Raw genomic sequence first — 15,460 nt, 5'->3', positions numbered from 1 at the left:
GAGTCTTCGGGCGGACGGGGCCGGTGCGGCCGGGGTCGGTGCCGGGCGAGCTCCGCGGCCCTCGTCCGAGTGGGCCTGGGTGCAGGCGGTCTGATGCGGGCGCCTTCGAGAGGCTTCGGGCCTTTGAGCCTAACGGTCGGCGGTGGGTGGATGTCAGGCGGTCGGGTGGGCATCGGGCCCGGGGGCTTGTGGAGCCTGTGCGGCTTCCGGTGTGGGCTCGGGGGCCTGTGCGGGCTCGGGCTCCGCTTCCCGGGGGTCGGGTACGGAGCGCCGAGCGGTCGTGGGACAGGGCTGCGCCGGGCGGATCCGCAGCGCCTTCACACCGCTTTCCGTGGCGACAAGGAGGATGCCGTCGGGGGAGAGGTCGGTTCCCGTGAAGGGCGTGGCGGAGATCAGGGCCGTGACAATCTTCTCGTCGCCCTGCTGCTCGCCGCGACGCCAGACGCGTACGTAGTCGGCGCCGCGGCTGAACCCGAGCGGCCCCGTGGCGCGCTCGTCATCCGAGGGGCGCAGGATCTGGGACGGGTCGGCATCGATGACGGAGCCGGTGGCGAGGTCCTGCACGAGCACGGCGGGGGCCTTGGGATCGTCGGCCTTCAACGGGCTCGAACCCGGGGTGCCTTGAGGCACCGCGCTCACGGCGACCGCGAGCGGGGCCGACTCCCGAGGCTCCTGCTTCGCGGGAGCCTGCGCGGCGCCGTCCGACGCGGCCGCGGCCGGGGCCGGGGCCGGGGCCGGGGCCGGGGCCAGTTTGCCGACGGTCACGGCGTCGACCCCGGCGACCGGCACGCTCCACAGGGTGTGCCAGGGAAGCTCGGGCACCATGCGGCGCAACACCGCCGCGTACTCCAGCAGTCCGTCTTCGACGAACGCGGTCTCCAGGAGCGCCGCTCGAAGGACGGCGGGTGCCTGGGTGCGGGTGAACAGCGGGGCCGTACGCAGATAGGTGCGCGCCGGTGCGTCCAACCGCTCCAGGGGTACGGCCTCCACCGCGGCGCGCAACCGCACCGGATCGGCGTGGGCGAACAGGCCGGGGTCGGTGAGGAGCCGGGGGAGCAAACCGGCCTCCAGGGTGTGTCCCGCGATGTGATCGCGAACGTACGCCCCTGCCTTCGCCCAGTTCTGCTCGGGTACGGCCTCCAGCAACTCCATGGCGATACGCGCCTGAGCGCCCGGAATATCCGGAATGCCCGCCCGAACGGCCTCGCCGATGCCCGGGTGCTGCAATCCGATGAGCGTCCGCTCGTCCTCAGGGATGCCTTCGCCGGCCCTCTCGATGGGGCGGATGAAGGGGGCGACGAGCCGCATGCCCCGCGCCATGCCCTCGCTCATGTCCCGCTCGGCGACTGCGGAGGCGAGCGGGGTCAGGAGGTGCACGGGCAGGCCGTCGCCCTCGGCGAGGGCGAGGGGCGCGAGGATCCGCCGCAGGGTGCGGGGGTGGGTGTCAAGTCGCTGGGCGTGCAGATCGATCACTTCGCCGACGCTGCCGGGCAGTTGGCTCGTATCCGCCGGGTCGAACCCCTCCGGGTGCATCAGGATCGACTGGACGGCGAGGTGCACGGTCAGGCGGCTGCCCGCGCCGTCTCCCGCATGCCGGGCGATCACCTCGGCGAGCGCGCGTCGAGCGTCGGGCTCGGTCGTGAACGGCAGCTCCGGGGCGCCGAACCGGGGATCGAGCAGCGTCTCGGCCTGCAGCACGAGCCCTTCGGGGTCGGCCCACTCGGGTGCGTCGAGGTCGATGATCTGGGCCACGCCGGGCGGCAGGCTCTCGGCGAGCTCGACGGCGAACTCGCGGGGCACGTCGGCGAGAAGGCGTAGGGAATCGACGGCGGCGAGGGGCTTCAGCGCGTCCCGCACCACGTGCGCGGGCTCACCCGCCCCCCGCACCGGACCGGCCCGATCCACATCCGGCACCACGATCGTCACCGGCCGCCCGGACAACGGGAGTTGACCGAGTTCGGGGAAGATGTCGGCGGTGCGGGTCGCGGACAACTCGTAGTGATCGGCGAGCAGCCACAGGATCTGCGCCGCCGTCAGCCCGGCAACGCTCGGCACCGCGGGTGCGGGCAAGTCCGGAGGCACGGTCGCCGGATCGAGCGCGTCCAGCTCCAGCCCCTTGCGATACTCCGGGTCGCAGAGCATCAGGAACCCCGTGAGCAGCCGCGAACATCCGGTGCCCGGACTTCCGGTCAGCATGACGACCCGAGGCGCGCCCGGCCGCTCCGTCCGCCACGCGGTGAGCGCGCGCAGCGCGGCGTTGCGCCCCCCGATGTAGGGGTGGGGCTCATGGGCCTTGGTCTGTTCTGGGGCCTGGGTCGGGCTGGTCATTGTCTCCCCGTTGTCCTGTCCGTCCGGCACCGTCACGTCATGTTGACCGTACGCCGTTCATCCTAGGGTCGTCGCACGGGGTGAATCGCACCCCGACCGCCGCTCGTCACCCAGGTGTGGCGTGCGCTTGTCACCCCCGTGTGGCGCCGCGCCGGCGATTCACGGGGTGCCTGCGCTCACCCGTGAAACTTTCGTACCCGCATCATGCCGCACCCCACTGACAATGCCCCTGGCCTCCCCTGATTCACCCAAGGGCAGATACGAGGAGTACAAGGAGCCGCTGTACGCCGCTCCCCCGGATGGTCGACGCAGGCCGGCTCGGCCGCAAGAGCGGCCCGGGTGTCTCCGCGTACTGAGCGCCCGCACCGCGCCGGGAACGGCCCGTGCCGACAGCGGGTACGGGCCGTCCCGTTGCCCGGGGCCGTCCGCCCGCCGCTCGGGGGAATACCGGCGGGCGGACACCGGGCCGGCGGGCGCCCGTCCGCCGGCGCCGGACCCCGTGGCACCACCGAGTCAACTCCCCCTCGGGCGGCGGCGGGAGCGTGTGAACCGGCCGGTCCCGGGTGCGCGGTTCACACCCCGTGCGAACGGCCGCCGCCGCCCGCCCCGGCCGTCACCGCGCGTCACTTCACACGGGGTGTGCGCCGGTGACCCGCATATACCCTCCGCACACGCTCCCGCCTTCCGCCGCAGGGCAGTTGACTGAGGACCGCACGGACCATGAAGCCCGAACGTCGAAGGAATGAGGAGCGGACTGTGACCGCCCACCCCGAACCGGACCTGAAAGTCGCCGACTTAGCGGAGCTGAGGCGCTGCCTCGATGTGCGCACCGCACGGGTCGACGGCCAACTCGCGCTGCTCGCCCAGCGCTCCGAGCAGTACGAGCGGGACGCGGACGAACTCCAGGCCCGCGTGACACGGCTGGAGAGCGCGCGCTGGCCGCTGCCCTCCCTCGCCGCGCTCACCGGGCTCGCGGCGCTGGTGGTCACGGTGTGGCAGGGCCTGGGCAGGTGACCGACCGGCCGGCGGCCCCGGACGGGAGCCGCCGGCCGGCCCGGGGTCAGCCCAGCCGGAGATGGTGCAGCATCAGCAACGCGGCCGCCATGTTGGCCGCCGGCACCTCCCCCCGGGCCACCATGTCCGGTACCAGCTTCAGGGACACCCACTCCCGCCGGTCGGACTCGAAGGCGTCCTCGGGCGGGCCCACATAGGTGGCCTCGTCCGACCAGTAGATGTGGTGCCGGGCGTCGGTGAGGCCGTTGGACGGCTCCACCGTCAGGAGGGGGGTGAGGGGGCCGGGCCGCCACCCGGTCTCCTCCTCCATCTCCCGCGCCGCCGCGGCTTCGATGTCCTCGCCGTCCTCGACGACCCCGGCCGCCAGCTCCCAGCCCCAGCTATCGGTGATGAAGCGGTGCCGCCACAACAGCAGCACCTCATTGGCCGCGTTGACCACCGTGGCCACCGCGACCGGCCGCATCCGGATCAGATAGTGATCCAGATGGCGGCCGCCGGGGAGTTCCACATCGGCGAGATTCACCCGGAACCAGGGATTCGAGTAGACCGGCGTTTCGCCGAGGTTTTTCCAACGCACGTCACTGCCACCTTCCGCCGTTGACTGGCGAGGTGACACGAGCCCGGTCGAGGGCCTGACCTGCCCTACAGCGGAACGCGCAGCACCTCGTCGATGAGATCGGCAGCCGCGTCGGTCGCGGAACTCCCGGTCTCCGCCAGATGCTCGCGCACCGCCCGCAGCCGGTCCCGCAGCCGTTGCGACTCCATACCCCGAGCCTGCTCCGTCATCTGAGCGGCATTGGCCACGGCCCGGTCCGCGTCCCCCTGGCGCAGCTCGATATGGGTGAGCATGGCCAGCCGGTGGACCCGGCCGCGGTCGTGGGCGGGGGTGTCGACGGCGGCGTCCGCCTGCTCCCGGGCGGCGCGCAGGTCGCCGAGGCTGAGCAGCGCCTCCGCCACCTGCACGTTCACCAGGCCCGGCTGGACGTAACCGGTCTCGGCCGGTTCGAGACCGGGCCGGATGCGCTCCGCCGCCGCCTCCGCCCGCCGGATGCACGCCAGGGCGCTGCGGCCGTCGCCCAGCCGGGCGTAGGACTTGGCCTGCATCGCGTAGAGGTCCGCGGCGAGCGCGGGAGTGATCTGCGGCCCCGCGGCCCGCAGCGCCGCCTCCGCGAACGCGACCGCCTGGCGGTATTCGCGGACGAACAGGGACTGGTTGACCAGCAGCGCGATGACGTACGCGCCCAGGCCCCGGTCCCCGCTCGCCTTCGCCAGCCGCAGCGCCTGGTGGAAGTAGCGCTGGGCCAGGCCCAGGGCGTCCGAGTCGTACGCGCAGATCCCGGCGACGGCGACCAGGCCGCCGGTGGCCCGGTGGAGCTGACGGCCCGTCGCGTCGGTGTAGCTGCCCCGCAGCAGCGGCGCCGCCTCGGTGTTGAGGAAGCCCACGATGCGCGCTCTGGTCGCGACGCCACCGGCCTTGCGGTACATCTGCTCGTAGTGCGTCCGGGCCGCGCGCAGCATCTCGATGTCGGCCATGCCCACCCGGGTCACGCCCTCCCGCGACACATCGCGGTCCTCGGGTGGGTTCTCCCACTCCCAGACGGGAATCACCGCCGAGGTGCCGGTCAGCGCGGGCGCGGCCAGGACGTGCGGGCGCTGCTGCTCGTCGGAGCGCCACAGGGCGGTGGCGCGTTCCACGAACCCGGAGAGCGGGGTCTCGCTGGTGCGGCGCACTCCGGGCCGGCTCAGGCCGACGTCGTCCAGCCCGACCGGGCGGCGCAGCCGGTCGCCGAGTATCTCGCAGATCAGGTCGGGCACCTGGCCGCGCGGCCGCTGCCCCTTCAACCAGCGGGCGACCGCGGTGTGTTCGTAGCGCAGGGCCAGGCCGCGGCGCTCGCCGAGCTGGTTGATGCGCGCGGCGAGACCGGCGTGCGAGATGCCGGCCTCGTCCAGGATCGCGTCGAGCAGGGTGTTGGGCTCCATGCGGGCCTCCCGGTGGGCCTGGGCCCGCGCGGGCCGGCGGCTGATGGCCTGGTCGACTTCCTGACCGGAGTGCGATCAGCGTAGTGAACCGGGCTTCACACGGGGTGTGAAGAGGGCCGCCGACAACCGCCCGGGCTACGGGCCTTCGGCCTTCCCCACGCGCTCCCCCGGCCGTCCCACCGCCACCCGGTTCGGTACCGGCCGCCCGGCGGTCCGGCCCCGCGCGGGCACCCGCGGCCGGTCGTTGCACAGCATCAGCAGTGCGACGTCGTCGGTCGGCCGCCCGCCGGAGTGCCGCAGCAGCGCGGCCCGTAAGTCCTCCACCACTGCGGCCGGGGCGGGGCCGGGGGCCGCGCCGGCCGCCTCGACGCTGCGGCGCAGCTCCCGGGTCAGCGGGAAGAACGCCCCGGCCGCGTCCCGCGCGTCGGCCGCGCCGTCGGTGTGCAGGAACAGTCCTTCGCCGGGCCGCAGTTGACCGCAGCGGACCGCGGGAAGGTCCTCGGGCAGCGGGAAGAGGCCCAGCGGCGGCATGGGCTCGGCGGCCTCGACCGGCGCGACCCTCCGGCGACCGACGCGGTACGGCCAGGGGTGCCCGCAGTTGAGCGCCGTGACCGAGCCGTCCCGGCCGACCTCCAGCAGCAGCACCGTCACGAACTCCTCCGCGACCGGGCTCACCGGCTCACCGCCGCCGGCCGCCGGATGCTCCGCCCGCGCCCGCTCGGACAGGTGCCGCCGGTGCGCCCGCTCCAGACGGCGCAACACCCCGCCCAGCTCCGGCTCGTCGTGCGCCGCCTCGCGGAAGCTGCCGAGCATCGCCGCGACCGTACCGAGCGCCTCCAGGCCGTGGCCGCGCACGTCCCCGATGACCGCCCGGACGCCGTACCGCGTCCCCACCACGTCATAGAGGTCACCGCCGACGGCGGCGCCCTCGGCGGCGGAGAGATGGCCGGCGGCCAGCGTCAGACCGTCGATCCGCGGGGGCAGCGGCCGCAGCAGCACCCGCTGGGCGGCGGCCGCGACCTCACGGGTGCGGTGGAGTTCGCGGACGAGCCGCAGCCGCCGGCCCGCCGTGAGATAGCTGGCGCCGACCACGGCGAGGATCGCGCCGCAGGTCGTCGCGCGGGTGGCGAGGCCGACCGCCGGCGCCGCCTGCCCCAGGGGCACCAGCGCGAGCACGGCGCACAGGCCGCCGAGGAGCACGCACCTGCGCCGGCCGGTGCCCGCGCAGGCGATGGCCGGTGCGGCGGCGAGGAGTTGCGGCAACTGCCCGCTGGTGGGGCGGCACAGCTCCCAGATCATCACGCCGAGCACCCAGAGGCCGGGCAGCACGAGGAGAAGGGCCCGCCGGGCACGCGCCGCGGTGGCGCCCGCCCCGCCCCTCACCCGGGTTCGGATCATGCCGGTGGTCATGCCGGTGGTCCCCCTAGCCGGTGGGCCCGTAGAAGGTGTCCGTCCATCCCGCCGCGCGGCCCGTCACCGCGGTCACGCGGGCCGCGCCTGGCTCCGTCGATTCTTGCGACGTTGCGTGATCGAGTGGCGACGAAGCGTGCCCTACCACCCGATTGAGTGATGATGTACGGATCTGCCCGGTCCCGGGCAGCGGCGACGAGAAAGGGCGTGGACCGCACCAGGTGCCGTCCACGCCCTCTTCGCCGGCCCGCCCGCCGAAGCGGCGGGGTGCCGCCCTCGGCTAGCCGCGCAACACCGCTCCGGTCCGCTCCTGCGCCGCCGCGACCGCCGCGTCACGGGCCGCCGAGGCGTCCTCCGCGGTCAGCGTGCGGTCGGCGGCGCGGAACCGCAGCGCGTACGCCAGCGACTTCTTGCCCGCGCCGATCTGCTCGCCGGTGAAGACGTCGAACAGCCGCAGCGACTCCAGCAGTTCACCGGCGCCCTCGCGCAGCGCGCTCTCGACGTCCGCCGCCGGAACGGTGGCGTCGACGATGAGCGCCACATCCTGCGTGGCGACGGGGAAGGTGGAGATCCGCGGGGCGCGCAGCGGACCGTCGGCCGCCCGCTCCACGCGGTCGAGGTCGATCTCCATCGCGCAGGTGCGCTCGGGCAGACCCAACGTCTTGATGACGCGCGGGTGCAGCTCACCGGCGTTGCCGACGAGGACCTCCTCGCCGTCGACGACGGCGAGCAGCGCCGCGCACCGGCCCGGGTGCCACGGGGCGTGCTGGTCCTGACGGACGATCAGCTCGACGCCCGCCTCCCGCGCGACCGTACGCCCGGCCTCGACGGCGTCCGCCCAGGTCGAGGGGCGTGCGCCGGCCCACCAGCCGGCCTGCTCGCGGGCTCCGGCCAGCACCACGGCGACGCGCCGCGGCTGCTGCGGCAGGGACGCGTTCAGCGCGGCGATCTCCTCGTCGGTCGGTCGGCGGTCGACGGGCAGCCGGACGGCCGGCTTCTCGTCGCCGGTCGGCCGGAAGACCAGGCCGGTCTCGAAGAGCGCCAGGTCGTGCGTGCCGCGGCCGTCGTTGCGGCGCAGCGCGCCCAGCAGACCCGGGATGAGGGTCGTGCGCAGGTCGGGCTCCTCGTCGGAGAGCGGGTTGACGAGGGTGACGACCTGGCGGCGCGGATCGTCCGGCTCGATGCCGAGCTGGTCCAGGGCCGCCGAGCCGGTGAACGGGTAGTTCAGCGCCTCGACGTAGCCCGCACCGGCCAGCGCGCGGCCGACCCGGCGGTGCAGCCGCTGACGCTCGGTCAGGCCGCGGCCGGCCGGCGGTCGCGGCAGGGTGGAGGGAAGGTTCTCGTAGCCCTCCAGCCGGATGACCTCCTCGGCGAGGTCGTTCGGGTCGGTCAGGTCCGGCCGCCAGGACGGCACGGTGACGACCAGCTCGTCCTGGCCGTAGACATCGCAGCCGACCTGCTGGAGGCGGCGGACGACGGTCTCCCGGCCGTAGTGGACGCCGGCGACCTTGTCCGGGTGGTCCGCCGGGATGGTGATCGTGCGCGGTCCCCGGGGCGAGACGACCTCGGTGACACCGGGCTCGGCGGTGCCGCCCGCGAGCAGCGTCAGGAGGTCGACGGTCCGCTGCGCCGCGGCGGACGTGGCTTCCGGGTCGACGCCGCGCTCGAAGCGCTTGGACGCCTCGGAGGACAGCTTGTGCCGGCGGGCCGTACGGGCGATGGAGAGCGCGTCGAAGTGCGCGGCCTCCACCACGATGTCGGTGGTGCCGCGCAGCGCGCCGGTCTCCGGGTCGACGACCGCGCCCGCGATCTCGGTGTTGGCGCCGCCCATGACGCCCGCGAGGCCGATGGGGCCGCGGTTGTCGGTGATGACCAGGTCCGCGGCGTCCAGCACCCGCTTGGTGCCGTCCAGGGTGGTCAGCTTCTCGCCGGGCGTGGCGCGGCGGACACCGATCGGACCGTCCACGGCGGAGCGGTCGTAGGCGTGCAGCGGCTGGCCGAGCTCCAACATGACGTAGTTGGTGACGTCGACGGCCAGCGAGACCGTGCGCATGCCGGCCTTCTGGAGCCTGCGCTGCATCCAGATCGGGGTGCGCGCCTCGGGCTCCAGGCCGGTGACCGTGCGGGCGGTGAAGCGGTCGCAGCCGATCGGGTCGGTCACCTTGACCGGGTAGCCGCCGGCGTTCGGCGGCGGCACGTCCAGCAGCGCGGGGTCGCGCAGCGGCAGGCCGTAGGCGGTGGCGGTCTCGCGGGCGACGCCGCGCATCGACAGGCAGTAGCCGCGGTCGGGCGTGACGGCGATGTCGAGCACCTCGTCGACGAGCTCCAGCAGCTCGATGGCGTCGGTGCCCGGCTCGATCTCGCGCGGCAGCACGATGATGCCGCCGCTGCCGTCGTCGCCCATGCCCAGCTCGTCGCCGGAGCAGATCATGCCGTGCGAGGTCCGGCCGTACGTCTTGCGCGCGGCGATCTTGAAGTCGCCGGGCAGGACGGCGCCCGGCAGGACCACGACGACCTTGTCGCCGACGGCGAAGTTGCGGGCGCCGCAGACGATCTCCTGGGGCTCGCCCGTGCCGTTGGCGCTGCCCACGTCGACGGTGCAGAAGCGGATGGGCTTCTTGAAGCCCTCCAGCTCCTCGATGGTCAGCACCTGGCCGACGACCAGCGGGCCCTTGAGGCCGTCGCCCACCCGCTCGACGGTCTCGACCTCCAGGCCGACCTGGATGAGCTTGGCCTGTACGTCACGGCCGGTCTCCGTCGCCGGCAGGTCGACGTACTCCCGCAGCCAAGAAAGCGGGACCCGCATCAGATCTCCATCCCGAACGGCCGGGTGAACCGGACGTCGCCCTCGAACATGTCGCGCATGTCTTCCACGTTGTGCCGGAACATCAGCATCCGGTCGATGCCGAACCCGAAAGCGAAACCGCTGTACTTCTCGGGGTCGACGCCGCAGGCGGTGAGCACCCGGGGGTTGACCATGCCGCAGCCGCCCAGCTCGATCCAGCCCTCGCTGGAGCAGGTACGGCAGGGGCGGTCGGGGTTGCCCACGGACTCGCCACGGCAGACGTAGCAGACCATGTCCATCTCGGCGGACGGCTCGGTGAACGGGAAGTAGTTCGGCCGCAGCCGGGTCTTCATGTCCGGACCGAACAGCGCCCGGACCATGTGGTCCAGGGTGCCCTTGAGGTCGGCCATGGTCAGGCCCTCGTCCACGGCGAGCAGCTCGATCTGGTGGAAGACCGGGGAGTGCGTGGCGTCCAGCTCGTCGGTGCGGTAGACGCGCCCGGGGCAGACGACGTAGACGGGCGGCTCGCGGTCGACGAGCGTGCGGGCCTGCACCGGCGAGGTGTGGGTGCGCAGCACGACACCGGATTCGTCGCCCTTGGTGCCCTCGCCCTGGATGAAGAAGGTGTCCTGCATCTGGCGGGCGGGGTGGTCGGGCACGAAGTTCAGGGCGTCGAAGTTGAACCACTCCGCCTCGACCTCGGGGCCCTCGGCGACCTCGTAGCCCATGGCGACGAAGACGTCGGCGACCCGCTCCATGAAGGTGGTCAGCGGGTGCCGGGCGCCGGCCGGGACGCGGTCGTAGGGCAGCGTGACATCCACCGCCTCCTCGACGAGCACACGCGCGTCGCGCTCGGCCTCCAGCTCCTCCTGGCGGGCCTTGAGCGCCTGGTTCACCCGGCCGCGGGCCTGACCGACGCGCTTTCCGGCGTCCGCCTTGGCGTGCGGGGGCAGGGCGCCGATCTCCCGGTTGGCGAGGGCGAGCGGCGAGCGGTCGCCGGTGTGCGCGACCTTCACCTCGCGCAGCGCCTCGAGATCGGCCGCGGCGGCGACGGCGGCCAGCGCCTCGTCGGTCACCCGCGCGATCTCTTCCGGTTTCAGGGCTTCGACCTCGACAGGGTCGTACGACTTATTGGGTGCGGACATCTCTTCCCGTGCTTCCGGTGGACTGGCTTGGCTTGGCTCGCTTCGCCTCGGCTCTTCGATCACAAACTTCGATGCCGAGCCCGCTCTGTGCCCGCGATGCTTGTGCGCCAAAGGTGCCAAAGGTCAAGTCTAAGGGGAGGGCCGCCACGGCCGTCCCGAGCCCCTGGGGCGGAGGCGCCCGCCGCTTCCTCTCAGGCCATGAAGGCCGGGGCCGCGACGGGCAGCGTAAATCGGAACTCGGCGCCGCCGGCCGGCGCCCGGCCGACCGTGATCGCCCCGCCGTGGGCCTCGACGATGCCCTTGACGATGTAGAGGCCCAGGCCGGTGCCGCCCCGCTTGCTGCCCCGCCAGAAGCGGGTGAAGACACGGCTCATCGACTCCTCCGGGATGCCGGCGCCCTCGTCGCTCACGGTGACGGTCGTCCCGGCGCTCCCCCGCTCGGGCGGGGAGGACGACGGCGCCACCTCGATGGTGACCGTTCCCTCGCCGTGGCGCACCGCATTTTCCAGCAGGTTGCCCAGCACCTGGTCGACTTTGTCCGGATCCGCCCAGAGATCGGGCAGCGGTTCGAGCACCCGGATCAGGAAGCGGTCCGGGCGCTGTCCGGCGGTGGTCTGCGCCTGGACGTGCCGGCGGACCGCGGCGATCATGTCGACGCGCTGCCGGCGCACCTCCAGGCGCCCGGAGTCGATCCGGGAGATGTCGAGCAGCTCGGCGATGAGGCGGGTGACGCGGTTGGCGTCGGCGTCCACGGTCTCCAGCATCAGGCGCTTCTGGTCGTCGGTGAAGCGCTCCCATTTCTGGAGCAAGGTGGCCGTGAAGCCCTTGACGGAGGTCAGCGGCGAGCGCAGTTCATGGGCGACGGTGGCGATCAGCTCGGCATGGCTCAGCTCCGTACGGCGCCGCGCCTCGGTGCCGCGCAGCGCGATCACCAGCCGTTGTACGGGGCCGGTGGGCCGGCCGCGGACGTAGCGGGCGGAGACCAGCACCTCGCGGCCGCCCAGCAGCAGGTTCCGCTCGGGCTGGCCGCGGCGGATGGCGAGCCCGCCGTAGGGGTCGGTGAGCTGCCACCAGCGGCGGCCCTCGATGTCCTGGAGCGGCAGGGCGTCCTCAAGGGGGTGGCCCAGCGCGTCCTGGGGGGCGATGGCGGTGATCTTGGCGGCGGCGGCGTTGAAGCAGACCACCCGGCCGCTCTCGTCGGCGACGACCAGGCCGTCGGGCAGATCGTCGGGGTCGATGCCGAGACCGGCCCCGGGGACGACCCGGGCGGCGGCGGGCGGCGGCCCGTGCCCGGCTCCGCCGGCCGGGCAGCTCTCAGTGGCGACTGTGGTGCCGGAAGTCCTCACACTCATACCCGTTACCCCCTTCCGGGCCCCGAGCACGCCACACTACTAGCTCGGGTCGTGCGCGCCACGAAGATCCGGTGGACGCCCCTCAGGCGGGTGACACCGCGCGGCATCCCCCTGCCGCGCGCTGGGCCCGGGCGGAGGCGTAGAGGCACACGGCGGCGGCCGTCGCGAGGTTGAGCGACTCCGCCTTTCCGTGGATCGGCACCCGCACCACCGCGTCCGCCAGCGCCCGGGTCTCCTCCGGCAGGCCCCACGCCTCGTTGCCGAAGACCCAGGCTGTCGGGCCGCCCATGGAGCCCGCGTCCAGCTCGGCGTCCAGATCGCGGTCGCCGGCGCCGTCGGCGGCCAGGATGCGCACACCGGCGTCCTTCAGACCGCCCACCACCCGCTCGACCGGCACGCCGACGGCGACCGGAAGGTGGAAGAGGGAGCCGACCGAGGCGCGTACGGACTTGGGGTTGTAGAGGTCGACGGAGGCGTCGGTCAGCACGACGGCGTCCGCGCCCGCCGCGTCGGCGCAGCGCAGGACCGTTCCGGCGTTGCCGGGGTCGCGGACGTTGGCGAGCACCGCGATCAGCCGCGGACGGGCCGCGAGGATCTCCTCGAACGGCGAGTCCAGGAAGCGGCAGACGCCGAGCAGGCCCTGCGGCGTGACGGTCTGGGAGATGTCGGCGACGGTCCGGTCGTCGGCGTAGTGCACCCGGACCCCGGCCGCGAGGGCGGCCTCGATGATCCCCTCGTGCCGCTCGGCGGCCTCCACGGTGGCGAACAGCTCGACGAGCGTGGCCGCGCCGTCCACCCGGTGCGCGATGGCCTCGCGTACGGCCTGCGGGCCCTCGGCGATGAACCGGCGTTCCTTGCCGCGGAAGGCGCGGCGGGCCAGCCGCCGGGCGGCGGAGACGCGCGGGGAACGCGGGGAGATCAGCTCGGGGGTGCCCATGGGCGGCGGCTCGCTTCTTTCGTTCGGTGCGGGTGGACCGGGCGCGGTGTGCGGGCGGGGAGCCCGGTGAACGGTCCGTCAAACGGCGGCGGACCCGCAGGCCGGGGCCTGCGGGTCCGCGTCACAACGTCGTCAGGCCGGTGTTCAGGCGGCCTTCGGGGCGTTGACGTCGCTCGGAAGCGCCTTCTGGGCCGCCTCGACGAGCGCGGAGAACGCGTTGGCGTCGTTCACGGCGAGGTCGGCCAGGATCTTGCGGTCCACCTCGATGCTGGCGGCCTTCAGACCCTGGATGAAGCGGTTGTACGTCATGCCGTTGGCGCGGGCAGCGGCGTTGATGCGCTGGATCCAGAGCTGACGGAAGTCGCCCTTGCGCTTCTTGCGGTCGTTGTAGTTGTAGACGAGGGAGTGGGTGACCTGCTCCTTCGCCTTGCGGTAGAGGCGCGAGCGCTGGCCGCGGTAGCCGCTGGCCTGCTCGAGGATCGCCCGGCGCTTCTTGTGGGCGTTGACTGCCCGCTTGACGCGTGCCACTTGATTTAACTCCTTGTAGCGGGGCCGCGGTGGGTACTCACGCGGCCCGGTTCGATTGGGTCCCGGTCTTCAAGTCCTGCGCCCCGAACGGTGAGCGGGGCGCCCGGACTCACTTGCCGAGAAGCTTCTTGATCTTCGCGGCGTCGCCCGGGGCCATCTCGGCGTTGCCGGTGAGGCGACGCGTCACGCGGGACGACTTGTGCTCGAGCAGGTGGCGCTTGCCGGCGCGCTCGCGCATCACCTTGCCGGAGCCAGTGATCTTGAAGCGCTTGCTGGCACCGCTGTGCGTCTTGTTCTTCGGCATGCGCCGTTCTCTCCTCGTCAGTGGCGCTCCCACCGGCACGGAACCGGCCCGCGGGAGCGTCAGATGTATCGGTTGGTGTCCGGGGCGAGTGCCCCGGCATGACTCCGGGGCACGCCCGGGAATCACGCCTCGGCGGGCTCCTCGGCGGACTCCTCCACGGACTGCTCCGCGGGAGATCCACCCTGGCGCTCCGCCTTGCGGGCGGCCTGCGCCTCACGGGCTTCGGCCATCGCCTCGGTCTTCTTCTTGTGCGGACCGAGGACCATGATCATGTTTCGGCCGTCCTGCTTCGGATTCGACTCGATGAAGCCGAGGTCCTCCACGTCGGACGCGAGCCGCTGCAGCAGCCGGAAGCCCAGCTCGGGGCGGGACTGCTCGCGACCACGGAACATGATCGTGATCTTGACCTTGTCACCCTGCTTGAGGAACCGGACGACGTGACCCTTTTTGGTGTCGTAGTCGTGCGGGTCGATCTTCGGCCGGAGCTTCATCTCCTTGATGACCGTGTGCGCCTGGTTCTTGCGCGCCTCACGGGCCTTCATGGCCGACTCGTACTTGAACTTTCCGTAGTCCATGAGCTTGCAGACCGGCGGACGTGCGGTCGCCGCCACCTCGACCAGGTCGAGGTCGTACTCCTGCGCAAGCTCCAGGGCTTTGGCAAGCGGCACAATGCCGACCTGCTCGCCACTGGGACCGACGAGTCGCACCTCAGGGACGCGAATCCGGTCGTTGATGCGGGGCTCGGCGCTGATGGATCCTCCTCGGTAGCACCACGCGACGGCCTGGCGGACTGCCGCGTAACGTCTGTTTCGGTGTGACCAACCGCGCCGGTACATGAAAAACGCCCCGGACGGGACACAGGCGGGGCTCCGTGAATGGTTCAGGAGCACCGCCGCGAATGTCTCCGCGGGGCGCAGCCAGACCGTTGACCCGCCAACCGTGAGGTCGGTCGGGTGGGAGATCGGAGCCTCCACTTGTGGGCCGGTCACATGTGTGTCCGGCCGGTCGGAACACCAGAATACACCAGTCAAGGGGGGACCCCCACTCCTGTGCGGGCCCGCGGTGCCGGTGCGGGCTCACTCGTCCAGGGGAACGCTCCCGCGCGCGGGGGCGGCGGGCGCGGGCCATAGTCTGGGCACGATCCCCTCAGCAGGAAGTGAAGCCCCAAGACATGAGTGACCAGACCCCGCAGCAGCCGGAGCAGCCCGACGCGTCGCCCGCGGCGGACCCCTCGCATCCCGACTTCGAGGCCATGACCCGCGACATCGCGGACGTGCCGGCGGTCGAGGTGATCACGACGGTCGCGGTGCACCTGATGAGCTCGGCGGCGGTCAACCTCGGCCTGGCCGAGGAGGGCGAGACGCACAAGGACCTGGACGAGGCGCGCAAGCTGATCCACGCCCTGGCGGGGCTGGTCACGGCCAGCGCCACCGAGATCGGCTCGTATCACGCGGCGCCCCTGCGGGACGGTCTGAAGTCCCTGCAGCTCGCCTTCCGCGAAGCCTCGGTGGTCCCGGACGAGCCGGGCCAGGGGCCGGGCGAGAAGTTCACCGGGCCGGTCCACGGCTAGTACGGCAGCGCCACCCGGGGACAAGGAGGGAGCCAAGCGACGGGGGGGGGGGAAAGCGGGTGTGCTGTGTAGGGGTGGTGGGGGGGGCGGAAAGGGAGGCGGGGGAG

General features: G+C 72.8%; 13 protein-coding genes. 2 read left to right on the top strand and 11 right to left on the bottom strand.

Going from position 1 to position 15,460, the window contains the following annotated elements; translation table 11 throughout:
- Positions 1-153: 153 nt before the first annotated feature.
- The gene (locus ACZ45Z_RS26895; RefSeq protein ID WP_468367404.1) at positions 154-2,328 is read right to left on the bottom strand and encodes an ATP-binding protein; all 2,175 of its coding nucleotides are present in this window, start codon (positions 2,326-2,328) and stop codon (positions 154-156) included.
- Between the two features lie 756 nt (positions 2,329-3,084).
- Between ACZ45Z_RS26895 and ACZ45Z_RS26890 the strand changes: the two genes are divergently transcribed.
- Positions 3,085-3,342: a hypothetical protein gene (locus ACZ45Z_RS26890; RefSeq protein ID WP_468367402.1), complete on the top strand. Its 258-nt coding sequence runs from the start codon at positions 3,085-3,087 to the stop codon at positions 3,340-3,342.
- Between the two features lie 46 nt (positions 3,343-3,388).
- Here the strand turns inward: ACZ45Z_RS26890 and ACZ45Z_RS26885 are convergent, their stop codons facing one another.
- From ACZ45Z_RS26885 to infC, 10 genes are all read right to left on the bottom strand, one after another.
- Positions 3,389-3,919 carry an NUDIX domain-containing protein gene (locus ACZ45Z_RS26885; RefSeq protein WP_468367400.1) on the bottom strand — a complete coding sequence of 177 codons (531 nt, stop codon included), beginning with the start codon at positions 3,917-3,919 and terminating at the stop codon, positions 3,389-3,391.
- 65 nt (positions 3,920-3,984) lie between these two features.
- Positions 3,985-5,322 (bottom strand): transcriptional regulator, encoded by a 1,338-nt coding sequence (locus ACZ45Z_RS26880; RefSeq protein WP_468367397.1) that lies wholly within the window; start codon positions 5,320-5,322, stop codon positions 3,985-3,987.
- 135 nt (positions 5,323-5,457) lie between these two features.
- Entirely contained in the window at positions 5,458-6,720 is a 1,263-nt protein-coding gene (locus ACZ45Z_RS26875) for a PP2C family protein-serine/threonine phosphatase (protein WP_468367491.1), read from the bottom strand.
- Positions 6,721-7,012: 292 nt separating this feature from the next.
- Complete coding sequence (pheT, locus tag ACZ45Z_RS26870; RefSeq protein ID WP_468367394.1) at positions 7,013-9,538, bottom strand: phenylalanine--tRNA ligase subunit beta; 2,526 nt, start codon at positions 9,536-9,538, stop codon at positions 7,013-7,015.
- Positions 9,538-10,662, bottom strand: a complete 1,125-nt coding sequence (gene pheS / locus ACZ45Z_RS26865; protein ID WP_468367391.1) for a phenylalanine--tRNA ligase subunit alpha — start codon at positions 10,660-10,662, stop codon at positions 9,538-9,540. The genes pheT and pheS overlap by 1 nt, the downstream gene beginning before the upstream one ends.
- A 191-nt stretch (positions 10,663-10,853) precedes the next feature.
- Entirely contained in the window at positions 10,854-12,014 is a 1,161-nt protein-coding gene (locus ACZ45Z_RS26860; protein ID WP_468367389.1) for a sensor histidine kinase, read from the bottom strand.
- Positions 12,015-12,096: 82 nt separating this feature from the next.
- The gene (locus tag ACZ45Z_RS26855; protein WP_468367387.1) at positions 12,097-12,951 is read right to left on the bottom strand and encodes a TrmH family RNA methyltransferase; all 855 of its coding nucleotides are present in this window, start codon (positions 12,949-12,951) and stop codon (positions 12,097-12,099) included.
- Between the two features lie 144 nt (positions 12,952-13,095).
- Positions 13,096-13,479: a 50S ribosomal protein L20 gene (gene rplT, locus ACZ45Z_RS26850; protein ID WP_468367384.1), complete on the bottom strand. Its 384-nt coding sequence runs from the start codon at positions 13,477-13,479 to the stop codon at positions 13,096-13,098.
- Between the two features lie 109 nt (positions 13,480-13,588).
- Positions 13,589-13,783: a 50S ribosomal protein L35 gene (gene rpmI, locus ACZ45Z_RS26845; RefSeq protein WP_361161105.1), complete on the bottom strand. Its 195-nt coding sequence runs from the start codon at positions 13,781-13,783 to the stop codon at positions 13,589-13,591.
- A gap of 122 nt (positions 13,784-13,905) precedes the next feature.
- Complete coding sequence (infC, locus tag ACZ45Z_RS26840; protein ID WP_468367488.1) at positions 13,906-14,619, bottom strand: translation initiation factor IF-3; 714 nt, start codon at positions 14,617-14,619, stop codon at positions 13,906-13,908.
- A gap of 335 nt (positions 14,620-14,954) precedes the next feature.
- Between infC and ACZ45Z_RS26835 the strand changes: the two genes are divergently transcribed.
- Positions 14,955-15,353: a DUF1844 domain-containing protein gene (locus ACZ45Z_RS26835; protein ID WP_468367381.1), complete on the top strand. Its 399-nt coding sequence runs from the start codon at positions 14,955-14,957 to the stop codon at positions 15,351-15,353.
- Positions 15,354-15,460: the final 107 nt, after the last annotated feature.

The organism is Streptomyces sp. NPDC031210 (assembly GCF_055570395.1).
This window is presented reverse-complemented; position numbering and strand designations above follow the sequence as displayed.